This is a genomic window from Nannocystis punicea (assembly GCF_026965555.1).
In the GTDB taxonomy this organism is placed as follows: Bacteria; Myxococcota_A; Polyangia; order Nannocystales; family Nannocystaceae; genus Nannocystis; species Nannocystis punicea.
The window spans coordinates 923,415-938,663 of sequence record NZ_CP114040.1 but is presented as its reverse complement, the minus strand read 5'-3'; the positions used below and the strand labels follow the sequence as shown (position 1 = coordinate 938,663).

The 15,249-nt window shown below is 70.2% G+C and carries 13 protein-coding genes and 2 pseudogenes; 10 read left to right on the top strand and 5 right to left on the bottom strand.

The window, feature by feature from the left end:
• Positions 1-22 precede the first annotated feature (22 nt).
• Complete coding sequence (locus tag O0S08_RS03505; protein ID WP_269041937.1) at positions 23-658, bottom strand: NAD(P)-dependent oxidoreductase; 636 nt, start codon at positions 656-658, stop codon at positions 23-25.
• The gene (locus tag O0S08_RS03500) at positions 658-1,143 is read right to left on the bottom strand and encodes an ester cyclase (protein ID WP_269037536.1); all 486 of its coding nucleotides are present in this window, start codon (positions 1,141-1,143) and stop codon (positions 658-660) included. The genes O0S08_RS03505 and O0S08_RS03500 overlap by 1 nt, the downstream gene beginning before the upstream one ends.
• A 157-nt stretch (positions 1,144-1,300) precedes the next feature.
• Here O0S08_RS03500 and O0S08_RS03490 point away from each other — a divergent pair.
• A pseudogene (locus O0S08_RS03490) lies at positions 1,301-2,052 on the top strand (endonuclease/exonuclease/phosphatase family protein).
• Between the two features lie 3 nt (positions 2,053-2,055).
• Here O0S08_RS03490 and O0S08_RS03485 read toward each other — a convergent pair.
• Complete coding sequence (locus O0S08_RS03485; protein ID WP_269037533.1) at positions 2,056-2,475, bottom strand: DUF6640 family protein; 420 nt, start codon at positions 2,473-2,475, stop codon at positions 2,056-2,058.
• Positions 2,476-2,527: 52 nt separating this feature from the next.
• Here O0S08_RS03485 and O0S08_RS03480 point away from each other — a divergent pair, with 52 nt between their 5' ends.
• The 7 genes and pseudogenes from O0S08_RS03480 to O0S08_RS03455 all read left to right on the top strand — a co-directional run bounded on the left by O0S08_RS03480 (position 2,528) and on the right by O0S08_RS03455 (position 10,864).
• On the top strand, positions 2,528-3,532 hold the full coding sequence (locus tag O0S08_RS03480; protein WP_269037532.1) for an AraC family transcriptional regulator: 1,005 nt from the start codon (positions 2,528-2,530) through the stop codon (positions 3,530-3,532).
• A 244-nt stretch (positions 3,533-3,776) separates the two neighbouring features.
• Positions 3,777-4,661 carry an ABC transporter ATP-binding protein gene (locus O0S08_RS03475; protein ID WP_269037531.1) on the top strand — a complete coding sequence of 295 codons (885 nt, stop codon included), beginning with the start codon at positions 3,777-3,779 and terminating at the stop codon, positions 4,659-4,661.
• On the top strand, positions 4,658-8,251 hold the full coding sequence (locus tag O0S08_RS03470) for an ABC transporter permease/M1 family aminopeptidase (protein ID WP_269037530.1): 3,594 nt from the start codon (positions 4,658-4,660) through the stop codon (positions 8,249-8,251). The genes O0S08_RS03475 and O0S08_RS03470 overlap by 4 nt, the downstream gene beginning before the upstream one ends.
• A 165-nt stretch (positions 8,252-8,416) precedes the next feature.
• Positions 8,417-8,752, top strand: a complete 336-nt coding sequence (locus O0S08_RS03465; RefSeq protein WP_269037529.1) for an ArsR/SmtB family transcription factor — start codon at positions 8,417-8,419, stop codon at positions 8,750-8,752.
• Positions 8,749-9,267, top strand: a pseudogene (locus O0S08_RS51200) (SRPBCC family protein); the annotation flags it as partial. The gene O0S08_RS03465 and the pseudogene O0S08_RS51200, both read left to right, overlap by 4 nt.
• Positions 9,265-9,780, top strand: coding sequence for an SRPBCC domain-containing protein (locus O0S08_RS51195; protein WP_371879593.1), 516 nt, complete (start codon positions 9,265-9,267; stop codon positions 9,778-9,780). The pseudogene O0S08_RS51200 and the gene O0S08_RS51195, both read left to right, overlap by 3 nt.
• A 154-nt stretch (positions 9,781-9,934) precedes the next feature.
• Positions 9,935-10,864, top strand: coding sequence for a hypothetical protein (locus O0S08_RS03455; RefSeq protein ID WP_269037527.1), 930 nt, complete (start codon positions 9,935-9,937; stop codon positions 10,862-10,864).
• 102 nt (positions 10,865-10,966) lie between these two features.
• On the opposite strand, the gene O0S08_RS03450 is transcribed toward O0S08_RS03455, so the two are convergent.
• Positions 10,967-12,145 carry a restriction endonuclease gene (locus O0S08_RS03450; RefSeq protein WP_269037526.1) on the bottom strand — a complete coding sequence of 393 codons (1,179 nt, stop codon included), beginning with the start codon at positions 12,143-12,145 and terminating at the stop codon, positions 10,967-10,969.
• 226 nt (positions 12,146-12,371) lie between these two features.
• Here O0S08_RS03450 and O0S08_RS03445 point away from each other — a divergent pair, with 226 nt between their 5' ends.
• A complete protein-coding gene (locus O0S08_RS03445) occupies positions 12,372-12,533 on the top strand; it encodes a hypothetical protein (RefSeq protein WP_269037525.1) in 162 nt (53 codons plus the stop codon).
• Positions 12,534-13,233: 700 nt separating this feature from the next.
• The gene (locus O0S08_RS03440; protein WP_269037524.1) at positions 13,234-14,913 is read left to right on the top strand and encodes an IgGFc-binding protein; all 1,680 of its coding nucleotides are present in this window, start codon (positions 13,234-13,236) and stop codon (positions 14,911-14,913) included.
• A gap of 66 nt (positions 14,914-14,979) precedes the next feature.
• On the opposite strand, the gene O0S08_RS03435 is transcribed toward O0S08_RS03440, so the two are convergent.
• On the bottom strand, positions 14,980-15,210 hold the full coding sequence (locus tag O0S08_RS03435; RefSeq protein WP_269037523.1) for a biotin/lipoyl-containing protein: 231 nt from the start codon (positions 15,208-15,210) through the stop codon (positions 14,980-14,982).
• Between the last annotated feature and the right edge of the window lie 39 nt (positions 15,211-15,249).

Sequence of the window (15,249 nt, the reverse complement as noted above, 5' to 3'; positions counted from 1 at the left end):
CCACGATACCGCAGCCGCGGCCTCAGTACGCGACCTCGACCAGCGTGCGGACGGTCGCGCGGTCGTCGAGGTGCGCCAGCATGTAGTCGGCGAGGTCCGCGCGAGAGATCGTCAGCGCTCGCGCCAGCGGCGTGTCGATCGCGTAGCGGTAGCGGCCGACCCGCTCGCCGTTCGTCAGCCGCGGCGGCCGCACGATCGTCCACTCGAGCGGGCTCTCGCGCAGCCTCGCCTCCATCGCCCGCAGGTCGTCGAACGGGTGGCGCAGCAGCGGCTGCAGCACGTGGCGCATGAACAGCCGCATCGGCCACGGCTGCAGCGCGCCGTCGCCGAGCCCCAGCGCCGAGACGCAGCTGATCCGCCGCACCCCGCAGCGCTCCATCGCCGCCAGCATGTGGCCCACGCCGTCGCGGCAGATCGTCGTCGGCGCCCGCGAGCTGCCCGCGCCGAGCGCCGACAGCACCGCGTCGTGCCCGGCGATCGCCGCCTCGACGTCGCCCGCGGCGAGCACGTCGCCGCGCCGCACGCTGAGCCGCGGGTGCTGCAGCGCGATCGCCTCGGGCCGGCGCGCCACCGCAGTGACCGTGTGCCCGCTCTGCAGCGCCTGCTCGACCAGCCGCTCGCCGGTGCCGCCCGTCGCTCCGAACACGACCAGGCGCATCACGACGCCCCTCCCGGCTGCAACGGCCCGCTCTGCACCCACGACTCGGCGATCTTGCCCTCGACCATCCGGTACATCGACATCGCCGGCATCACCACCGCCTCCCCGCTCGGCGGCGCGCCGCGGAACGGCCCGACGTGGCGCCCGAGCAGCTTCCACCGCACCGCCACGCGGTCGCCCTCGGCCATCGCGTCCTCGACCACGAAGCGCGGCGCTTCGAACGTGGTCCGCAAGAACCTCGCCCCCGAGGCCATCCCCTCGGGCCCGGCGATCCCCGTGTTCGTGTTGACGAACTCCGCCGCGATCAGCTCCGGCAGCACGTGATCGCGCCCGCCGTTCAGGACCTCGTCGAACAGGCGCAACACCGCCGCCTTGTTGGCGGCGGCCACTCGAGTCTCGGACATCGCAACCTCCTCGGTGCAGGCCGGCAGGCACAGCACGACCGCGAGGGCCTGCAGCCTCGCGGGCGTGATGAAGATGGGCATGTGGAACCATATTCAATATTGTTTACTAAAGTCAAATGTTCGATTTCGCCCGTCCGAGGCGCGCTTCCGCATCTTTTAATCCAGCAAGAATCTGTCCTATCGACCATGTCCATCAGGACATCCTTCACGACCCGCAAACCCGTGCTACGGTTCCAGCATGAGCCGCCGGAGCCTGCGCATCGTCACCTGGAACATATGGTTCGACGAGTGGGAACGCGCGCGCCGTCAGGAGGCCCTGTGGCAGACCCTCGCCGAGCTCCGGCCCGACGTGATCTGCCTGCAGGAGGTCCTGCCCGGGCTGCTCGCGACCCCGGGCCTGCGGGCGCTGAAGGACGCGGGGCCTGGATCAGCAAGGGCCCCGCCAGCGACTACGACACCCTCCTGATCTCGCAGATCCCGGTCCTCCGCAGCGAACGCATGCCGCTGTTCTCGTTCATGGGCCGCAACCTCCTGTCCGCGCGCCTCGACGTCGATCCGCCGCTCACCGTGGCCACGGTCCACCTCGAGAGCACCACGGACATGACCGCGTTTCGCGTGCGCCAGCTCGAGGACATCACGGTCCGGCTGGCGCGCGAGCCCAACGCCATCCTCGTCGGCGACATGAATTATCCCGCCGACGAGGACCGCCCCGAGAACGCGCCGCTCGCCGGCTGGCGCGACGCCTGGCTCGACTGCCACCCCGGCGAACCCGGCTACACCGTCGACTCCGAGGTCAACGTGATGCGCGCGCAGAGCAAGGGCGTCGCCGCCCAGCGAGCACGGCTCGATCGCGCCCTGCTGCATGGCGACGGCTGGCAGGTCCGCCACATCGAACGGCTCGGCACGGAGAAGCTCGCCGGCTCGCCTCCTGCCCACGTCTCCGACCACTTCGGCTTGCAGATCGATCTGGTCGCCAGCTCCTCGACCTGAATCTCAGCGGCGCGCCCAGACCCAGCTGATCGCCAGCAGCCCGACGAACACCGCGTCGCCCCACAGCTGATTCAGGGTGATCCCGCCGACCCGCGGCAGCCGGTCGGCGAACTCCGGATCGATCACCGCAGTCCCCGGAAACGCGAGCGCCGACGCCTGCGTCAGCCAGTAGATCGCCAGCACCGCCAGCCCCGAGGCGAAGCGTCCGGGCCGCCACAGCCACACGAGCCCGAGCAGCCCGAGGCCGGCCCCGAGCGCCATCGTGTGCGCGCTGTGGAACTTCGCGTGGCCGCTCCACGCCGGGTTGTAGAGGTGCGTCGCGTTCCAGTCGGCCGCGAACGGCAGCACCACGGTCAGCAGCGCGACCACGCTGGCCAGCACGCGCGGCCCCGTCGGCGTCGCTCGCATTGTTCGATCTGCCATGCGTTGAGCCTAACCGCGGCCCGCCTGGACGCTCCATGATAGTCTGTGCGTCATGGTTGATGCAGCGTCCAGCCTCGCCCCTGCCGATCCGCTCGCCGGCGTCCTCGACCTCGTGCGCCTGCGCGGCACGGTGCTCGGGGTGGCCGAGCTCGGCGCGCCGTGGGGCCTGCGCTCGCCCGGCTTCGAGGACCTCGCGGTGCACATCGTCGTCCGGGGCGGCGCGCACCTCGAGCTCGAGGGGCGGCGGCAGAGCATCGCCCTGCGAGCCGGCGACGTCGCCCTCGTCGCCGCCGGTCAGGTCCACGCGATCCGCGACGCCCCGCGCAGCGGCGTGGTCTCGTTCCGCCGGCTCCGTCGCGCCCCGCGGGTCGACAGCCGCACCGTCCGCTGGGGCGGCGACGGCCCGCGCACCACCCTCGTGGTCGGCTGCCTCGAGCTCGACGAGGCCGGCCGCGACCTCCTCACCGCCGCGCTGCCGCCGGTGGTCCACCTGCCGGCCGAGGCCGCCAGCGCGGGTCAGCTCGGCCTCGTGCACGCGCTCGCCGGCGAGGTCGCGCGCCCCGGCCTCGGCGCCGAGCCGGTGCTCACGCGCCTCGCCGAGCTGCTGTTCATCCAGGCGCTGCGGGCCTGCATCGCCGCCGGCGCGGCCGATCACAGCTGGCTGCGCGCCCTCGCCGACCCCGCCGTCGCCCGGGCCCTCGCTGCGGTGCACGCCGACCCCGGCGCCGACTGGACCGTCGCCGCCATGGCCGCGCGCGCCGGCATGTCGCGCTCGGCCTTCGCCCCCGCGTTCCACCGCCTCGTCGGCGAACCGCCCCTCGCCTACGTCACCACCTGGCGGATGCGCACCGCCGCCCGCGCGCTCGAGCAAGAGGCCACCACCAGCCTCAAGGAGCTGGCCGCGCGCGTCGGCTACGGCTCCGACGAGGCCTTCAGCCGCGCCTTCAAACATTGGTCCGGCCTGCCCCCGGGCCAGTACCGCCGCGCCGCCCGCGAGGCCGCCAAGCAGGTCCGCCCCCATCACCGCGGCCTCGGCCCCGAACCTGCGCGGCGCTGACGATCACCTGTCCCTCGAGACATCCATTCATTCACGACCTCGAAGTACCGAGACTACAGAATATAGACACTTCACATTCCATCTGGACCGTCCGGTCGCGAGCCCCGCTGTTCGCAAATGGGACTGGACCGTCCGGTTATGGGATCCTCCGCGCCCAAAACGCGACAGAACGAACAATTTCGCCTGCCCGCGGAACCGCCGCGAATACGCGCTGTCAGGACGCGATGTCTCCACGGTGGTTCCCATGCAACTGACAATCCGTGACCTCTGTAAGACCTATCCCAACGGTGTTCGCGCGCTGAAACACGTCGACCTGACGATCTCGACCGGCATGTTCGGCCTGCTCGGGCCGAACGGCGCCGGCAAGTCGACTCTGATGCGGACGATCGCCACGCTCCAGGACCCCGACAGCGGCGCCGTCGAATTCGGCGCGCTCGACGTCCTCGCCCACAAGGATCGACTGCGCGAGGTCCTCGGCTACCTCCCGCAGGAGTTCGGGCTCTACCCCAACCTCTCGGCCGAGACGATCCTCGACCACTTCGCAGTGCTGAAGGGCGTGACCGACCGGCGCGAGCGCGCCGCCCAGGTCCACGCCCTGCTCGACCAGACCAACCTCCTCGCGGCCCGCAAGCAGGCCGTGGGCGGCTTCTCCGGCGGCATGAAGCAGCGCCTGGGCATCGCCATCGCCCTCCTCGGCCGCCCGCGCCTCGTCATCGTCGACGAGCCGACCGCCGGCCTCGACCCGACCGAGCGCCACCGCTTCCTCGACCTGCTCGGCGAGATCGGCCAGGACATCGTCGTCATCCTCAGCACGCACATCGTCGAGGACGTGTACGAGCTGTGCAGCAAGTTCGCGATCATCAGCCACGGCGAGGTGCTGTACTCCGGCTCGCCCGCGGCGGCCGTGGCCGCGCTGCGCGGTCAGATCTGGCGCCGCGTCGCCAGCCGGCCCGAGCTGCCCGAGCTGCAGCGCGAGCTGCACGTGATCGCCACCCGCCTCGTCGCCGGCCGGCCGATCGTCCACGTCCACCACCCCGAGTCGCCCGGCCCCGGCTTCGAGCCGATCGAGCCCGGCCTCGAGGACGTGTACTTCTTCCACATCACCAGCAAGTCGCGGAGGGCCCCGTGAACCAGCTCCTGAGCACCGCCCGCCACGAGGTCGCGTATCACCTGCGGCGGCCCGTCACCTACCTCCACATGGCGCTGCTGCTGCTGCTGTCGTTCCTGTTCACCGCGACCGAGGCCGGCAGCGTGTTCGGCATCGGCGGCGCGGTGAAGCGCAACTCGCCGTGGGCGCTGAACAACAGCGTCATGCTCGTCACCCTGGTCGGCATGATCCTCACCTCCGCGATCGCCGGCACCGCGATCCTCCGCGACTTCGAGTTCAAGACCCACGAGCTGCTGTTCACCACCCGCCTGCGCAAGTCGAGCTTCGTGTTCGGCCGCTTCCTCGGCGCCTACGTCGTCGGCGTGCTGGTGTTCGCCTGCAGCGTGCTCGGCCTGTGGCTCGGCGCGCACATGCCGTGGCTCGACCCGGACAAGCTCGGCCCCCACGTCCCCGGCGCCTACCTCGTCCCGCTCGTCTTCTACATCGTGCCCAACACCCTGCTGCTGTCCGCGCTGTACTTCGCCGTCGGCGTGCTGACCCGCAGCTACATGGCCGTCTACGTCCAGGGCGTCGCCCTCTTCGTCGCCTACTCGATCGGCCTGGGCTCGCTGGCGAAGCTCGACAACGAGGCGTTCGCCGCCCTGCTCGATCCGTTCGGCATCGTCGCCACCGACGTCGCCCAGCGCTACTGGACCGTCATCGAGAAGAACACCCTCGTCACCGCGCTCGAGGGCCTCCTGCTCTACAACCGCCTGCTCTGGGTCGGCGTCGGCCTGCTGGTGCTCGTCGCGGCCTACTCGCGGTTCCGCATGGAGGCCGCGCGCGGCCTCCGTGGTCGCGCGCCGCGGCGGCTCGAGCAGGACGACGTCGCCCCGGCGGCGGGAGACCACGCGCCGCTGCCGGTAGTCACGCTGCGTCGCGGCCGCGCCGCCGCCCTCGCTCGCCTGCTCGCCCTGGTCCGCTTCTACTGGCTCGGCCTCGTGCACGACCGGACCTTCCTCGCCCTCGCCGCCGTCGGCCTGCTGTTCACCATGCACGCCGCGGGCTACACCGACGTCCTCTGGGGCACCACCACCTGGCCGGTCACGTACGCGATGACCGACGTGCTCCGCAACCACGGCCGCCTGTTCTTCATCATCCTCATCCCGCTCTACGCCGGCGAGGTGATGTGGCGCGAGCGAGGCGTCCGCGCCGACCAGATCCTCGACGTCACCCCGGCCTCGCCGACCGCGATCCTCGCCGCCAAGGTCGCCGGCTTCGCCCTCGTCCTCGCCACCTTCCTCGCGGTGATGATCGCCGGCGGCGTGCTGATCCAGACCGCCAAGGGCTACCACCAGTACGAGCTCGACGTCTACCTCGGCGTCCTCTACGGCTTCTTCCTGCCCGAGCTGGTGCTGCTCGGCATGCTCGGGTTCTTCTTCCAGATCGTCGCCGGCCACAAGTACGTCGGCATCCTGCTGGCGTTCTCGTTCTGGGTCCTGACCCAGGCCTTCGGCGCCTGGGGCATCGACCACAACCTGCTGCGCTTCGCCTTCAGCCCGCAGGTCGTTTACTCGGCGATGAACGGCTACGGCCCGCACGTCGCCGCGGCGACGTGGTTCAACCTCTACCACTTCGCCTTCGCCGTGCTGCTGCTGATCCTCGCCCGCCCGTGGCTCGTCCACGGCACCCCGGCCGGCCGGCGCGACCGCGTCCGCCTGGCGCGAGCGGCCATGACCCGCCGCTGGGCCGCCGCCGCCGCGCTCGCCTGCGCCGCCTGGCTCGGCCTCGGCGGCTTTATCTACTGGAACACCAACGTCCGCAACATCTACCTCAGCAGCGAGGACCAGGACGCCCTGCAGGCCGACTACGAGCGCAACTACGGCCAGTACCGCCGCCTGCCCCAGCCCAAGATCGACGCCATCGACGTGCGGGTCGACCTCTTCCCCGAGCGCGGCCACGCCGGCATCACCGGCCATTACGAGCTCGTCAATCGCGACGCCGTCCCGATCGACACCGTCCACGTCTCCATGCGCCCGGACCTCACGGTCCGCGCGCTCGAGTTCGATCGCCCCGCGACCCTCGAGGAGGAGGACGCGCGCCTCGACTACCGCATCTATCGCCTCGCCGAGCCCCTCGCGCCCGGCGGCGCCATGAGCCTGAGCTTCGACCTCGCCTACCTGCGCGAGGGCTTCGGCAACCAGGGCCGCGACCATCACGTCGTCGACAACGGCACCTTCTTCATGGGCGACTTCCTGCTCCCCCAAATCGGCTACAACCGAGCGCTCGAGCTCGACGACGACGACCGGCGCAAGGAGCAGGGCCTCCCGGAGCGCCCGCGCCTGCCGCCGATCGACGACCTGTACGAGCGCGATCGGTTCCCCGGCGAGCCCGACCGCACGTGGATCACCTACACCGCGACCGTGTGCACGTCAGGCGACCAGCTCGCCATCACCATCGGCGAGCTGCAGCGCGAGTGGACCGAGGGCGACCGCCGCTGCTTCGCCTACGCCCCGGACGGCAAGATCCGCCCCGGCCTGTCGTTCCTGTCGGGCCGCTGGGAGGTCCGGAGCGACGAGCACGAGGGCGTGGCGATCGCCGTCTACTATCAAAAGGGCCACGAGTACAACCTGGAGCGCATGATCACCTCGGTCAAGCAGTCGCTCGATTACTTCAAGCGCAACTTCGGCCCCTATCCGCACCGCCACTTCCGGATCCTCGAGTTCCCGCGCTACGAGCAATTCGCCCTGGCGAACCCGGGCACGATCCCCTACTCCGAGAACATCGGCTTCATCACCCGCGTCCGCCCCGAAGACCCCGAGGACAACGACTATCCGTTCTTCGTCACCGCCCACGAGGTCGCGCACCAGTGGTGGGCGTACCAGCTCGTCGCCGCCAACGTCCAGGGCACGACGATGCTGTCCGAGTCGCTGGCGGAGTACTCGGCGCTGATGGTGATGGAGAAGGAGTACGGCCCGCAGGCGATGAAGCGGTTCCTCGCCGTCGAGCTGCGCGACTACCTCATCGGCCGCGCCACCGAGCGCAAGCACGAGCTGCCGCTCGGGCTCGTCGAGGTCCAGAAGTACATCCATTATCAAAAGGGCTCGCTGGTGTTCTACGCCCTGCGCGAGTACATCGGCGAGGCGCGGCTCAACGCCGCCCTGGCCACCATGGTCGAGCGGTACGCGTTCAAGCCGCCCCCGTTCCCGACCACGCGCGACCTCGTCGCCCTGCTCCGCGAGCAGACCCCGCCCGAATACGCGTACCTCATCGAGGACATGTTCGAGACGATCACCCTCTACGACAACAAGGTCCTCGAGGCCACCAGCGAGCCGCTCGAGGGCGGCAAGGTCCGCGTCCGCTTCAAGGTCGGCGCCCGCAAGCTGCGCGCCGACGGCCACGGCCTCGAGAGCGAGGTCCCGCTGGCCGACTACATCGACGTCGGCGTGTACGCGGCCCCGCGCCCGGGCGACCACGAGCTCGGCGCGCCGCTCTGGCTCGAGCGGCGCAAGTTCACCGCGAACGAGATGGAGATCGAGGTCGTCGTCGACCAGCCGCCGCACCGCGTCGGCATCGACGCCCGCAACCTCCTGATCGACCGCAACCCGAAGGACAACACCGCCGCCCTGTGAGCCCCGCGGGCGGGCCCGAAGGACATGTCTTTACGGACACCTTCGGGCCCCACCGGGGCTCGCGCGGATTCGCGCATTCTGGCCCACAGCGGCACCTGGACGCCCTGCGGGCCCGAATGTTTTCGCGCTTGCAATATTCACCCATCTGGGTGAACATCTTCGCGCATGAGCCTCGACCACACCTTGTCGGCCCTCGCCGACCCGACGCGCCGGGCCATCTTTCAGCGGCTCAGCGGCGGCGAGGCGCGGGTGACCGACGTCGCGGAGCGGTTCCCGATCTCGCTGAATTCCGTCTCGAAGCACATCCGCGTGCTCGAGCGCGCCGGCCTCGTGCATCGGCGCGTCGCGGGCCGCGAACACCTCCTCACCGCCGACCGACGACCCCTCGACGAACTGGCGGCATGGGTCGAACAGACGCGCGCGTTCTGGTCCTCGCGGCTCGACGCGCTCGAGGCCCTGCTCGCCGCGGAAGACGACCCCGAATGCAAGGAGCAGCCATGAACGACCACGGACAGATCCTCGACCCCGGCACCGTACGCCTCGAGCGGGTGCTCCCCGGCCCCATCGAGCGGGTCTGGCGCTACATCACCGAATCCGACAAGCGCGCCCGCTGGCTCGCGGCCGGCGAGTTCGAGCTGCGACCCGGCGGTCGCGCCGAGCTCCGCTTCGACCACGCCTCGCTCTCCGCGGAGAAGGCCTACCCCGAGCGCTACAAGAGCGCCGAGGGGGCACAGGGCGTCGAGACGGTGCTCGCCTGCGAAGCCCCGCGGCTGCTGAGGCTCACCTGGGGCGGCCCGGACCAGCCCGCCGAAGTGTCCTTCGAGCTCACCCCGGTCGACGACAAGGTGCGCCTCGTCGTGACCACCCGGCGCCTCGCCACCCGCGACGACCTCGTCGGCACCGCCTCCGGCTGGCACGCTCATTTGGCGATCCTCGGCGACGTGCTGGCAGACCAGACCCCGCGCGGCTTCTGGTCGACCCACGAGCTCGCCGAGCGGGGCTACGCCGAGCGCATGCAGGTGATGGACGAGTACTTCCGCTGGTCCGCGGACGTCGGCCGAGAGATCCGCGATCACGGCGGCACCTGGTCGTCGCTGCTGCGCCGCCGCCTCGACGCGTCGATCGAGCGCGTGTGGGCGGCGTGGACCGACCCCGAGGTGCTCCCGAAGTGGTTCGGCAAGCCGTCCGGCACCTTCGCCGTCGGCGGCGCCGTCGTCCTCGACCTCTCGCAGCCCCACCCCACGACCTGCAAGATCGTCGCGTGCGAGCCGCCCACGCGCCTGCGCACCACCTGGCGCTACGGCGACTTCGGCGACAGCGAGGTCGAGCTCCGCCTCACCCGCGGCGACGCCGGCACCCTGCTCGAGCTCGAGCACTTCGCCTGCCGCACCGCCGACGAGGCCCGCGGCACCGGCAGCGGCTGGGAGGTCGCCGTCTATTACCTCGACGACTTCCTCCGGGGCCTTCCCCAGCCCAGCGACATCATGTTCCCGGCGATGGACCACGTCTGGACCACCGTGCCCGGGTAGCGCGGAATTAGCTGTCCGTTCGGACAGCATGACAAATGCGAGCACGTGCTCGCGCGCCCGCGGCGACGCGTGAACCCGCGCCCTCCGTTCGCTGCGAGCGATCGCAGCTCGCTTGCACCCCGCAGTGGCCGCCCGCTATCGTCGCGCTCGACGCATGGGCCTTCTGACCGACGACGAGCTGGAGGGCAAGGTCGCCGCCGCCGTCGCGGCCGAGGAGCCGGCGGCGCTGCTGGCCATCGCCACCGCTCACGCCCTCACCCTCGAACAGCTCGAGCGGGTCGCCGAGGCCCTGGTCGAGCTCAACGACGAGCTCGGGATCGACGACGACGATCCCGGCCCGCTGCTCGTGCGCGCGGCCATGGTGCGCCACGGCGGCGCCGTCCCGTGGACCTTCATGAGCGGCCGCGCCAGCTACACGATCGGCGGCGAGCAGCCGTGGTCGCTGCGCGACGCGATCGTCTTCGGCGAGGCCTGGGGCGACGGCCTCGAGCTCACCGAGCCCGTCTCCGCCCATCTCCCCTGGCCCCGGGCGCCGGCTGCCCGCCTCGCGCTCGACTACACCGCCGACCTGCTGAACGACCTGCGCCGCGCCTGCGACGAATCGGTGCACACCACCCTGCTCGCTAGCCTCGCCGACCTGCGCGCGGCCACCGAAGCCGGCGCCACCCGCCGCCTCGCGCAGATCGGTCAAGAGCTGCGCCGCCTGGCCGAGCGCTGCGACCGCGTCGCCCGCTGCGCCGCCGACGCCGCCGACGCCGCCACCACCGATTCGGTGCTCAACGAGCGCGCCTACGCCTGGGAGGCCGCGCGGCTCGGCACCCTCGCCGTCCTCGCCTGCGCGTTCTCCCCCCACGAAGCCCTGGGCGAGCTGTTCGAGCTGCGCCGCACGGCCATCTACCCCGTGCACGCCGCCGAGCACGACCTCGACCGCTGGTACTCGCGGGCGATGGCCGAATACGACGAGCTGCTGCACGGCGACGAGCTCGCCCCGGACGCGCTCGCCCTCATCGGCCAGCTCTTGCGCGCCGCGATCGACGCCTACGTCGCCACGCTCCCGCCCCTCGCCGACTCGCCGAGGGCCTGAAGCAGGCCGAGCGCCCGAATACACACATTCGTCGCCCGGCCGCCTCGGTCATTGTTCAATGCTGAAGACGCCGATCAATGGATGGTCCTCCACCGTCCCCTCTCACTCTCGTACACGAATCGAATAGCGCTCTGCTCCGAAGAGCGCCTGCAAGCGCCGGAGGAGCTCCTTGCCGGAGACCAGCTCCAGGCGCTTGTCTCTCCTGGCGAAATCGACAGCCCCCGCGGTGAAGTCCGAGGTCGTCACGAACAGACCGAAGTGGGCTTCCTGAGCAGAGACTGTCTCCGCGAACTGACGCAGCGTTTCCTCGTCGATCGCCTTGGAGCTGTAACGCTTGCACTGCACGACCCACTTCTGCAACATCTCCTCCCCCGAGGCGTTCTCGCCCGTCTTGTAGGAGGTCGCGTCGACGCCATCGTCTCTGCAGTACCGCTCGACTTTCACCTTCTTGTGCCCCGAGCGTCTCAACCATCGACCCACGAACAGCTCGAACGCCTCGGGGCGAAGGCCGAGGAGGTTGATCGGCCGGCTCCCGATCTTCTTCAGGGCCTCGAAGATCTCGCTTCGATGCGAGGGTGCGTCGGGGAGCGCGAGAAGCCCCTCGGCGGTGTCGACGTCCCCGAAGGCAGCCAGGAGCTCGATCGCCCGGCGACGGATGCGCTCACTCTCGTGCGTCAGGAACGGCTCGAGATCCTCCAGGAGCTTCTTCCCGGCGAGCCGGGGCGCGTGCTCACGCAGGCAGTAGAGCAGAGCATCGCACATCTTCTCATCAGAAGACCACTCGTCTTCGTATAACTTCAGCACGGAGAGCAGGCGTTCTGCCTGCTCGCCCACGGGGTGCATCTCTGCGAGGGTTCGGAACGCCGCGGCGCGTACTTCGGCGGGATCGGTGGGGTCCGTGGCGATGTGGAGGAGTAGATTGTGGGCAGAGGCGTCCTTGGCCGAGACGTGCGGAAGGGCCTGAATCGCCATCATGCGGCGCTTGGGCGAGAACCTTCCGGTGATGGATTCAGCGAGCAGCCTCGCCGCTCGCCCCCGCGTATCGGGGTCCGTCCGCTCGAGAATCCTCTGCAGCGCCTTGTCGACCAGCTTGAACGGTTTGTCGCCTTCGGTGCGCTCCAGAAGCGTCGGGATCAGCTCGACACCGTACGCGACGAGCTTGTCCCAGAGCGGCTCCCCGTCGATAAAATTCTGCCCGTGTATGGCGAGCTCCTCGAGGAGCTCGTCCAGGGTCGCGGGCTCCTTCTTCGCGGGCTTCGACCTCGGCTTGCGCGTGCTCATGCAACGCGCAGAGTCACTCGGCCCACACGCGTCGTCAACTGTTCGTAGCAGGCCGAAATTCGGCATAGCCTGGGCGATTCTTTGGAGGGACGATTTCGCGCCTCTGTCAATAGTCCCTTGCGGTATCGTCGCACCCTTATGGCCCCGGGACGGCCTCATCGGCGAGGCGGTGTCGACGCCGATTGGGGGTACCACTGCAAATGACGGTGGCTCGAGAGTGGGGAAGGTGTCCACTCGATCCCACCGGGTCGGACCCCGTCACGCGCCTGCCCTGCTCGTCGCCTCGCCCGGACAGGTGCGCACGATGTTGTTCTCGAACAGAGCGCGGCGCATGTACGCCAGCTTGAAGATCGCCAGCGCCTCGTCGCCGACCTGCGGCAGCCGGTGACGTCGCGGTACCGGTCCACACCTCGACGGTGATCCCGATCTTCCCGGCCAGGTCGCTGAGCGCGTGCAGCACTCCGCCGGCGACGTCGGCCAGCACTCCGCCGACGTCGCCGACGCGGTGCAGCGCCTCTGCGAGCTCCGAGCGCGGAGCCGATGGCTCGTCGTCGTCGCAGCTCGGCGTCGACGGCCGCGGCTCGCCCGCAAGCCGCTCCGCCGCCACGTGCTCGAGGAACTGCTCCCGGCAAAGGTATCGCCGCGTCGGCCCCGACCTGTGCGCCCTGCCACGCGCGCGTCGCCTCGACCTCCCCGTCGCCGCCGCGGGCACCCGCGCCAGTGCGACGCGGCAGCACTCCGCCGCCTGCGCATGCCGCCTCGCAGGAAGTACGCGCCGCCGAGCAGCGCAGCGGCGTGACCGCTCGCATCGTCCGCGGCGCAGCCGCTCAGGAGCGCCTCGGCGACGGCGTAATCGCGGCCGCGGAGCCGGGCCGCGGCCTCCGTGGTGAGCGTGGTGAGGCGATCGGGCCCGTGCCTCGACCGCTCGTGATGCGCCATTGATTTTCCGAAGCGGCCCCGAGGCTGCCACGCCGCCAGGGCGGCCGGCATTCGCCAGCGGCGCTCGCCCGCGCGCATGGCCGTTCGGTCAGGTGCAATTCCACCCGCGAGCGATCGCCTCGAGACGGTGTTCGGCCTACCATCTGCACATGCGCGGCAGCCTACCCCTTGGCCTCCTCGTCCTCTTCTGCGCCTGTGCCGCTGGGCCCCCAGCCGTCACCGACGGCGGCACGACGACCGGCACTGCCTCGCTCTCCGGCGCCACCGAGACGACCGCGAACCCTGGCACCACCGAGCCCTCCACCTCGACCGCGAGCGCGCCCACGACCTCGCCCACCGCCGGTCCGAGCGGCACCAGCACCGGCGGCTTGGCCAAGTTCGACCTCGGCGCGATGCCGGACATCAACGACACCGGCCCGGTCGACGAGAGCACCTGCGAGCTCGCGGCGATGAACCTGACCAGCGCCGGCTGCCTGTTCGCGCCGACCGTCGGCGACAGCGGCACCGACCTGCCGTGGGCCGTCGTCGCCGCCAACACCAGCGGCAACGCCGACGCCAGCGTCACCCTCTTCGGCGCCGCAGGCGAGGTGATCGAGGCCGCAGTGGTCGCGCCCAAGCAGCTGCACACCTTCATCCTCCCGGAGGACTCGGCCGCGCTGACGCAGCACGCCATGCCGGTGCAGACCGGCATCCTCAAGCAGGTCCTGCGGCTCGAGAGCGACGTGCCGGTGGTGGCCTATCAGTTCAGCCCGTACTCGTCCTCGCAGGTCGCGACCGCCGACGCCTCGCTGCTCCTGCCCGCGCACGCGTGGGGCCAGGACTACCTGGTGCCGAGCTATCACAACACCGACTTCTCGGCCAGCTGGGTCAGCATCATCAGCATGGTCGACGGAAACGAGGTGACCGTGGAGATGCCGACCGCCATGCAGGGCGGTACGGAGGGCGGCGGCGAGGTCCCGGGGCTGGCCGGCGGCGGCAGCACCACCCACACCGTCAATACTCAGCAGGCGCTGCGGATCGTCTCGCCAAGCGGCAGCGTCGCCGACTTCACCGGCATGCGCGTCAGCAGCACCGCCCCGGTCGCGGTCATGACCGGCTCGCCGGCGATGAGCCTGCCCGGCCCCGGCATGAACTATTACAAGGACTACCTCGAGGAGCAGGTCCCGCCGCGCACCGCTTGGGGCAAGGACTACGCGGTCGTCAAGTTCCGCCCGCGCAGCGACGAGCCCGACCTCTACCGCTTCATCGCCGACAAGGACGGCACCGTCCTCACCTTCACCGGCGACCAGCAGGGCGAGGTGACGCTCGACGAGGGCCAGTTCCACGAGCTCCTCACCGCCGCCTCGTTCCGCGTCGAGGGCACCGAGGCCTTCATGGTCGCCCACTACATGCTGAGCCAGGACCAGTCGCACGGGCCCAAGAACGACGACGAGTACCCGGGCGACTTCATCTCCAAGAACTGCGACATCCTCTCGCAGGACACCACCGAGCTCGGCGACCCCGCGATCACCTTCATCCCGCCGACGGCCCAGCACCGCAACAACTACACCTTCCTGACCCCCGAGACCTACGGCTGGGACATGCTCACGGTGGTCGCCCCGGAGTCCGGCTGGGACACCATCGAGCTCGACGGCGACGCCCTGCCGGCCCTCACCCCGCTCGGCGTCGGCGACCTCGCCTACGCGCGCTTCTTGATCCCCGACGGCCCGCACGACATCCGCAGCCAGTCGGTCAAGTTCGGCATCGAGGTCTATGGCTACGATTGCCGGATCAGCTACGCCTACCCCGGCGGCCTCAGCCTCGGCGAGATCAACCAACCCCCCGGCTGACGCCCGCGCCGAGAATCACTCGACCCGGGCGAATCGTTCCTTTGCTCGGCGGAGTCGAAGGAGACCTCAACTCGTGCGGGTCTCGTCGATTCGGCAGAGCAGCCCTTGCTTGGGGACCACCTCCCCGACCGCAGCGTCAATGGAGGTGACGACGCCATTGGTCGGCGAGGGGATCTCGGTGTCGGCCTTCGACGTCTCGACCTCCAGCAGCACCTGGTCCCTCACCACGTAATCCCCTTCGCGCACGAACCACTGCGCGACTGTACCCTCGGCAATATCTTCGCCCAGCTGGGGCATGACTACATCGATCATCGGCGCCGCCCTCCTGACGGCCCA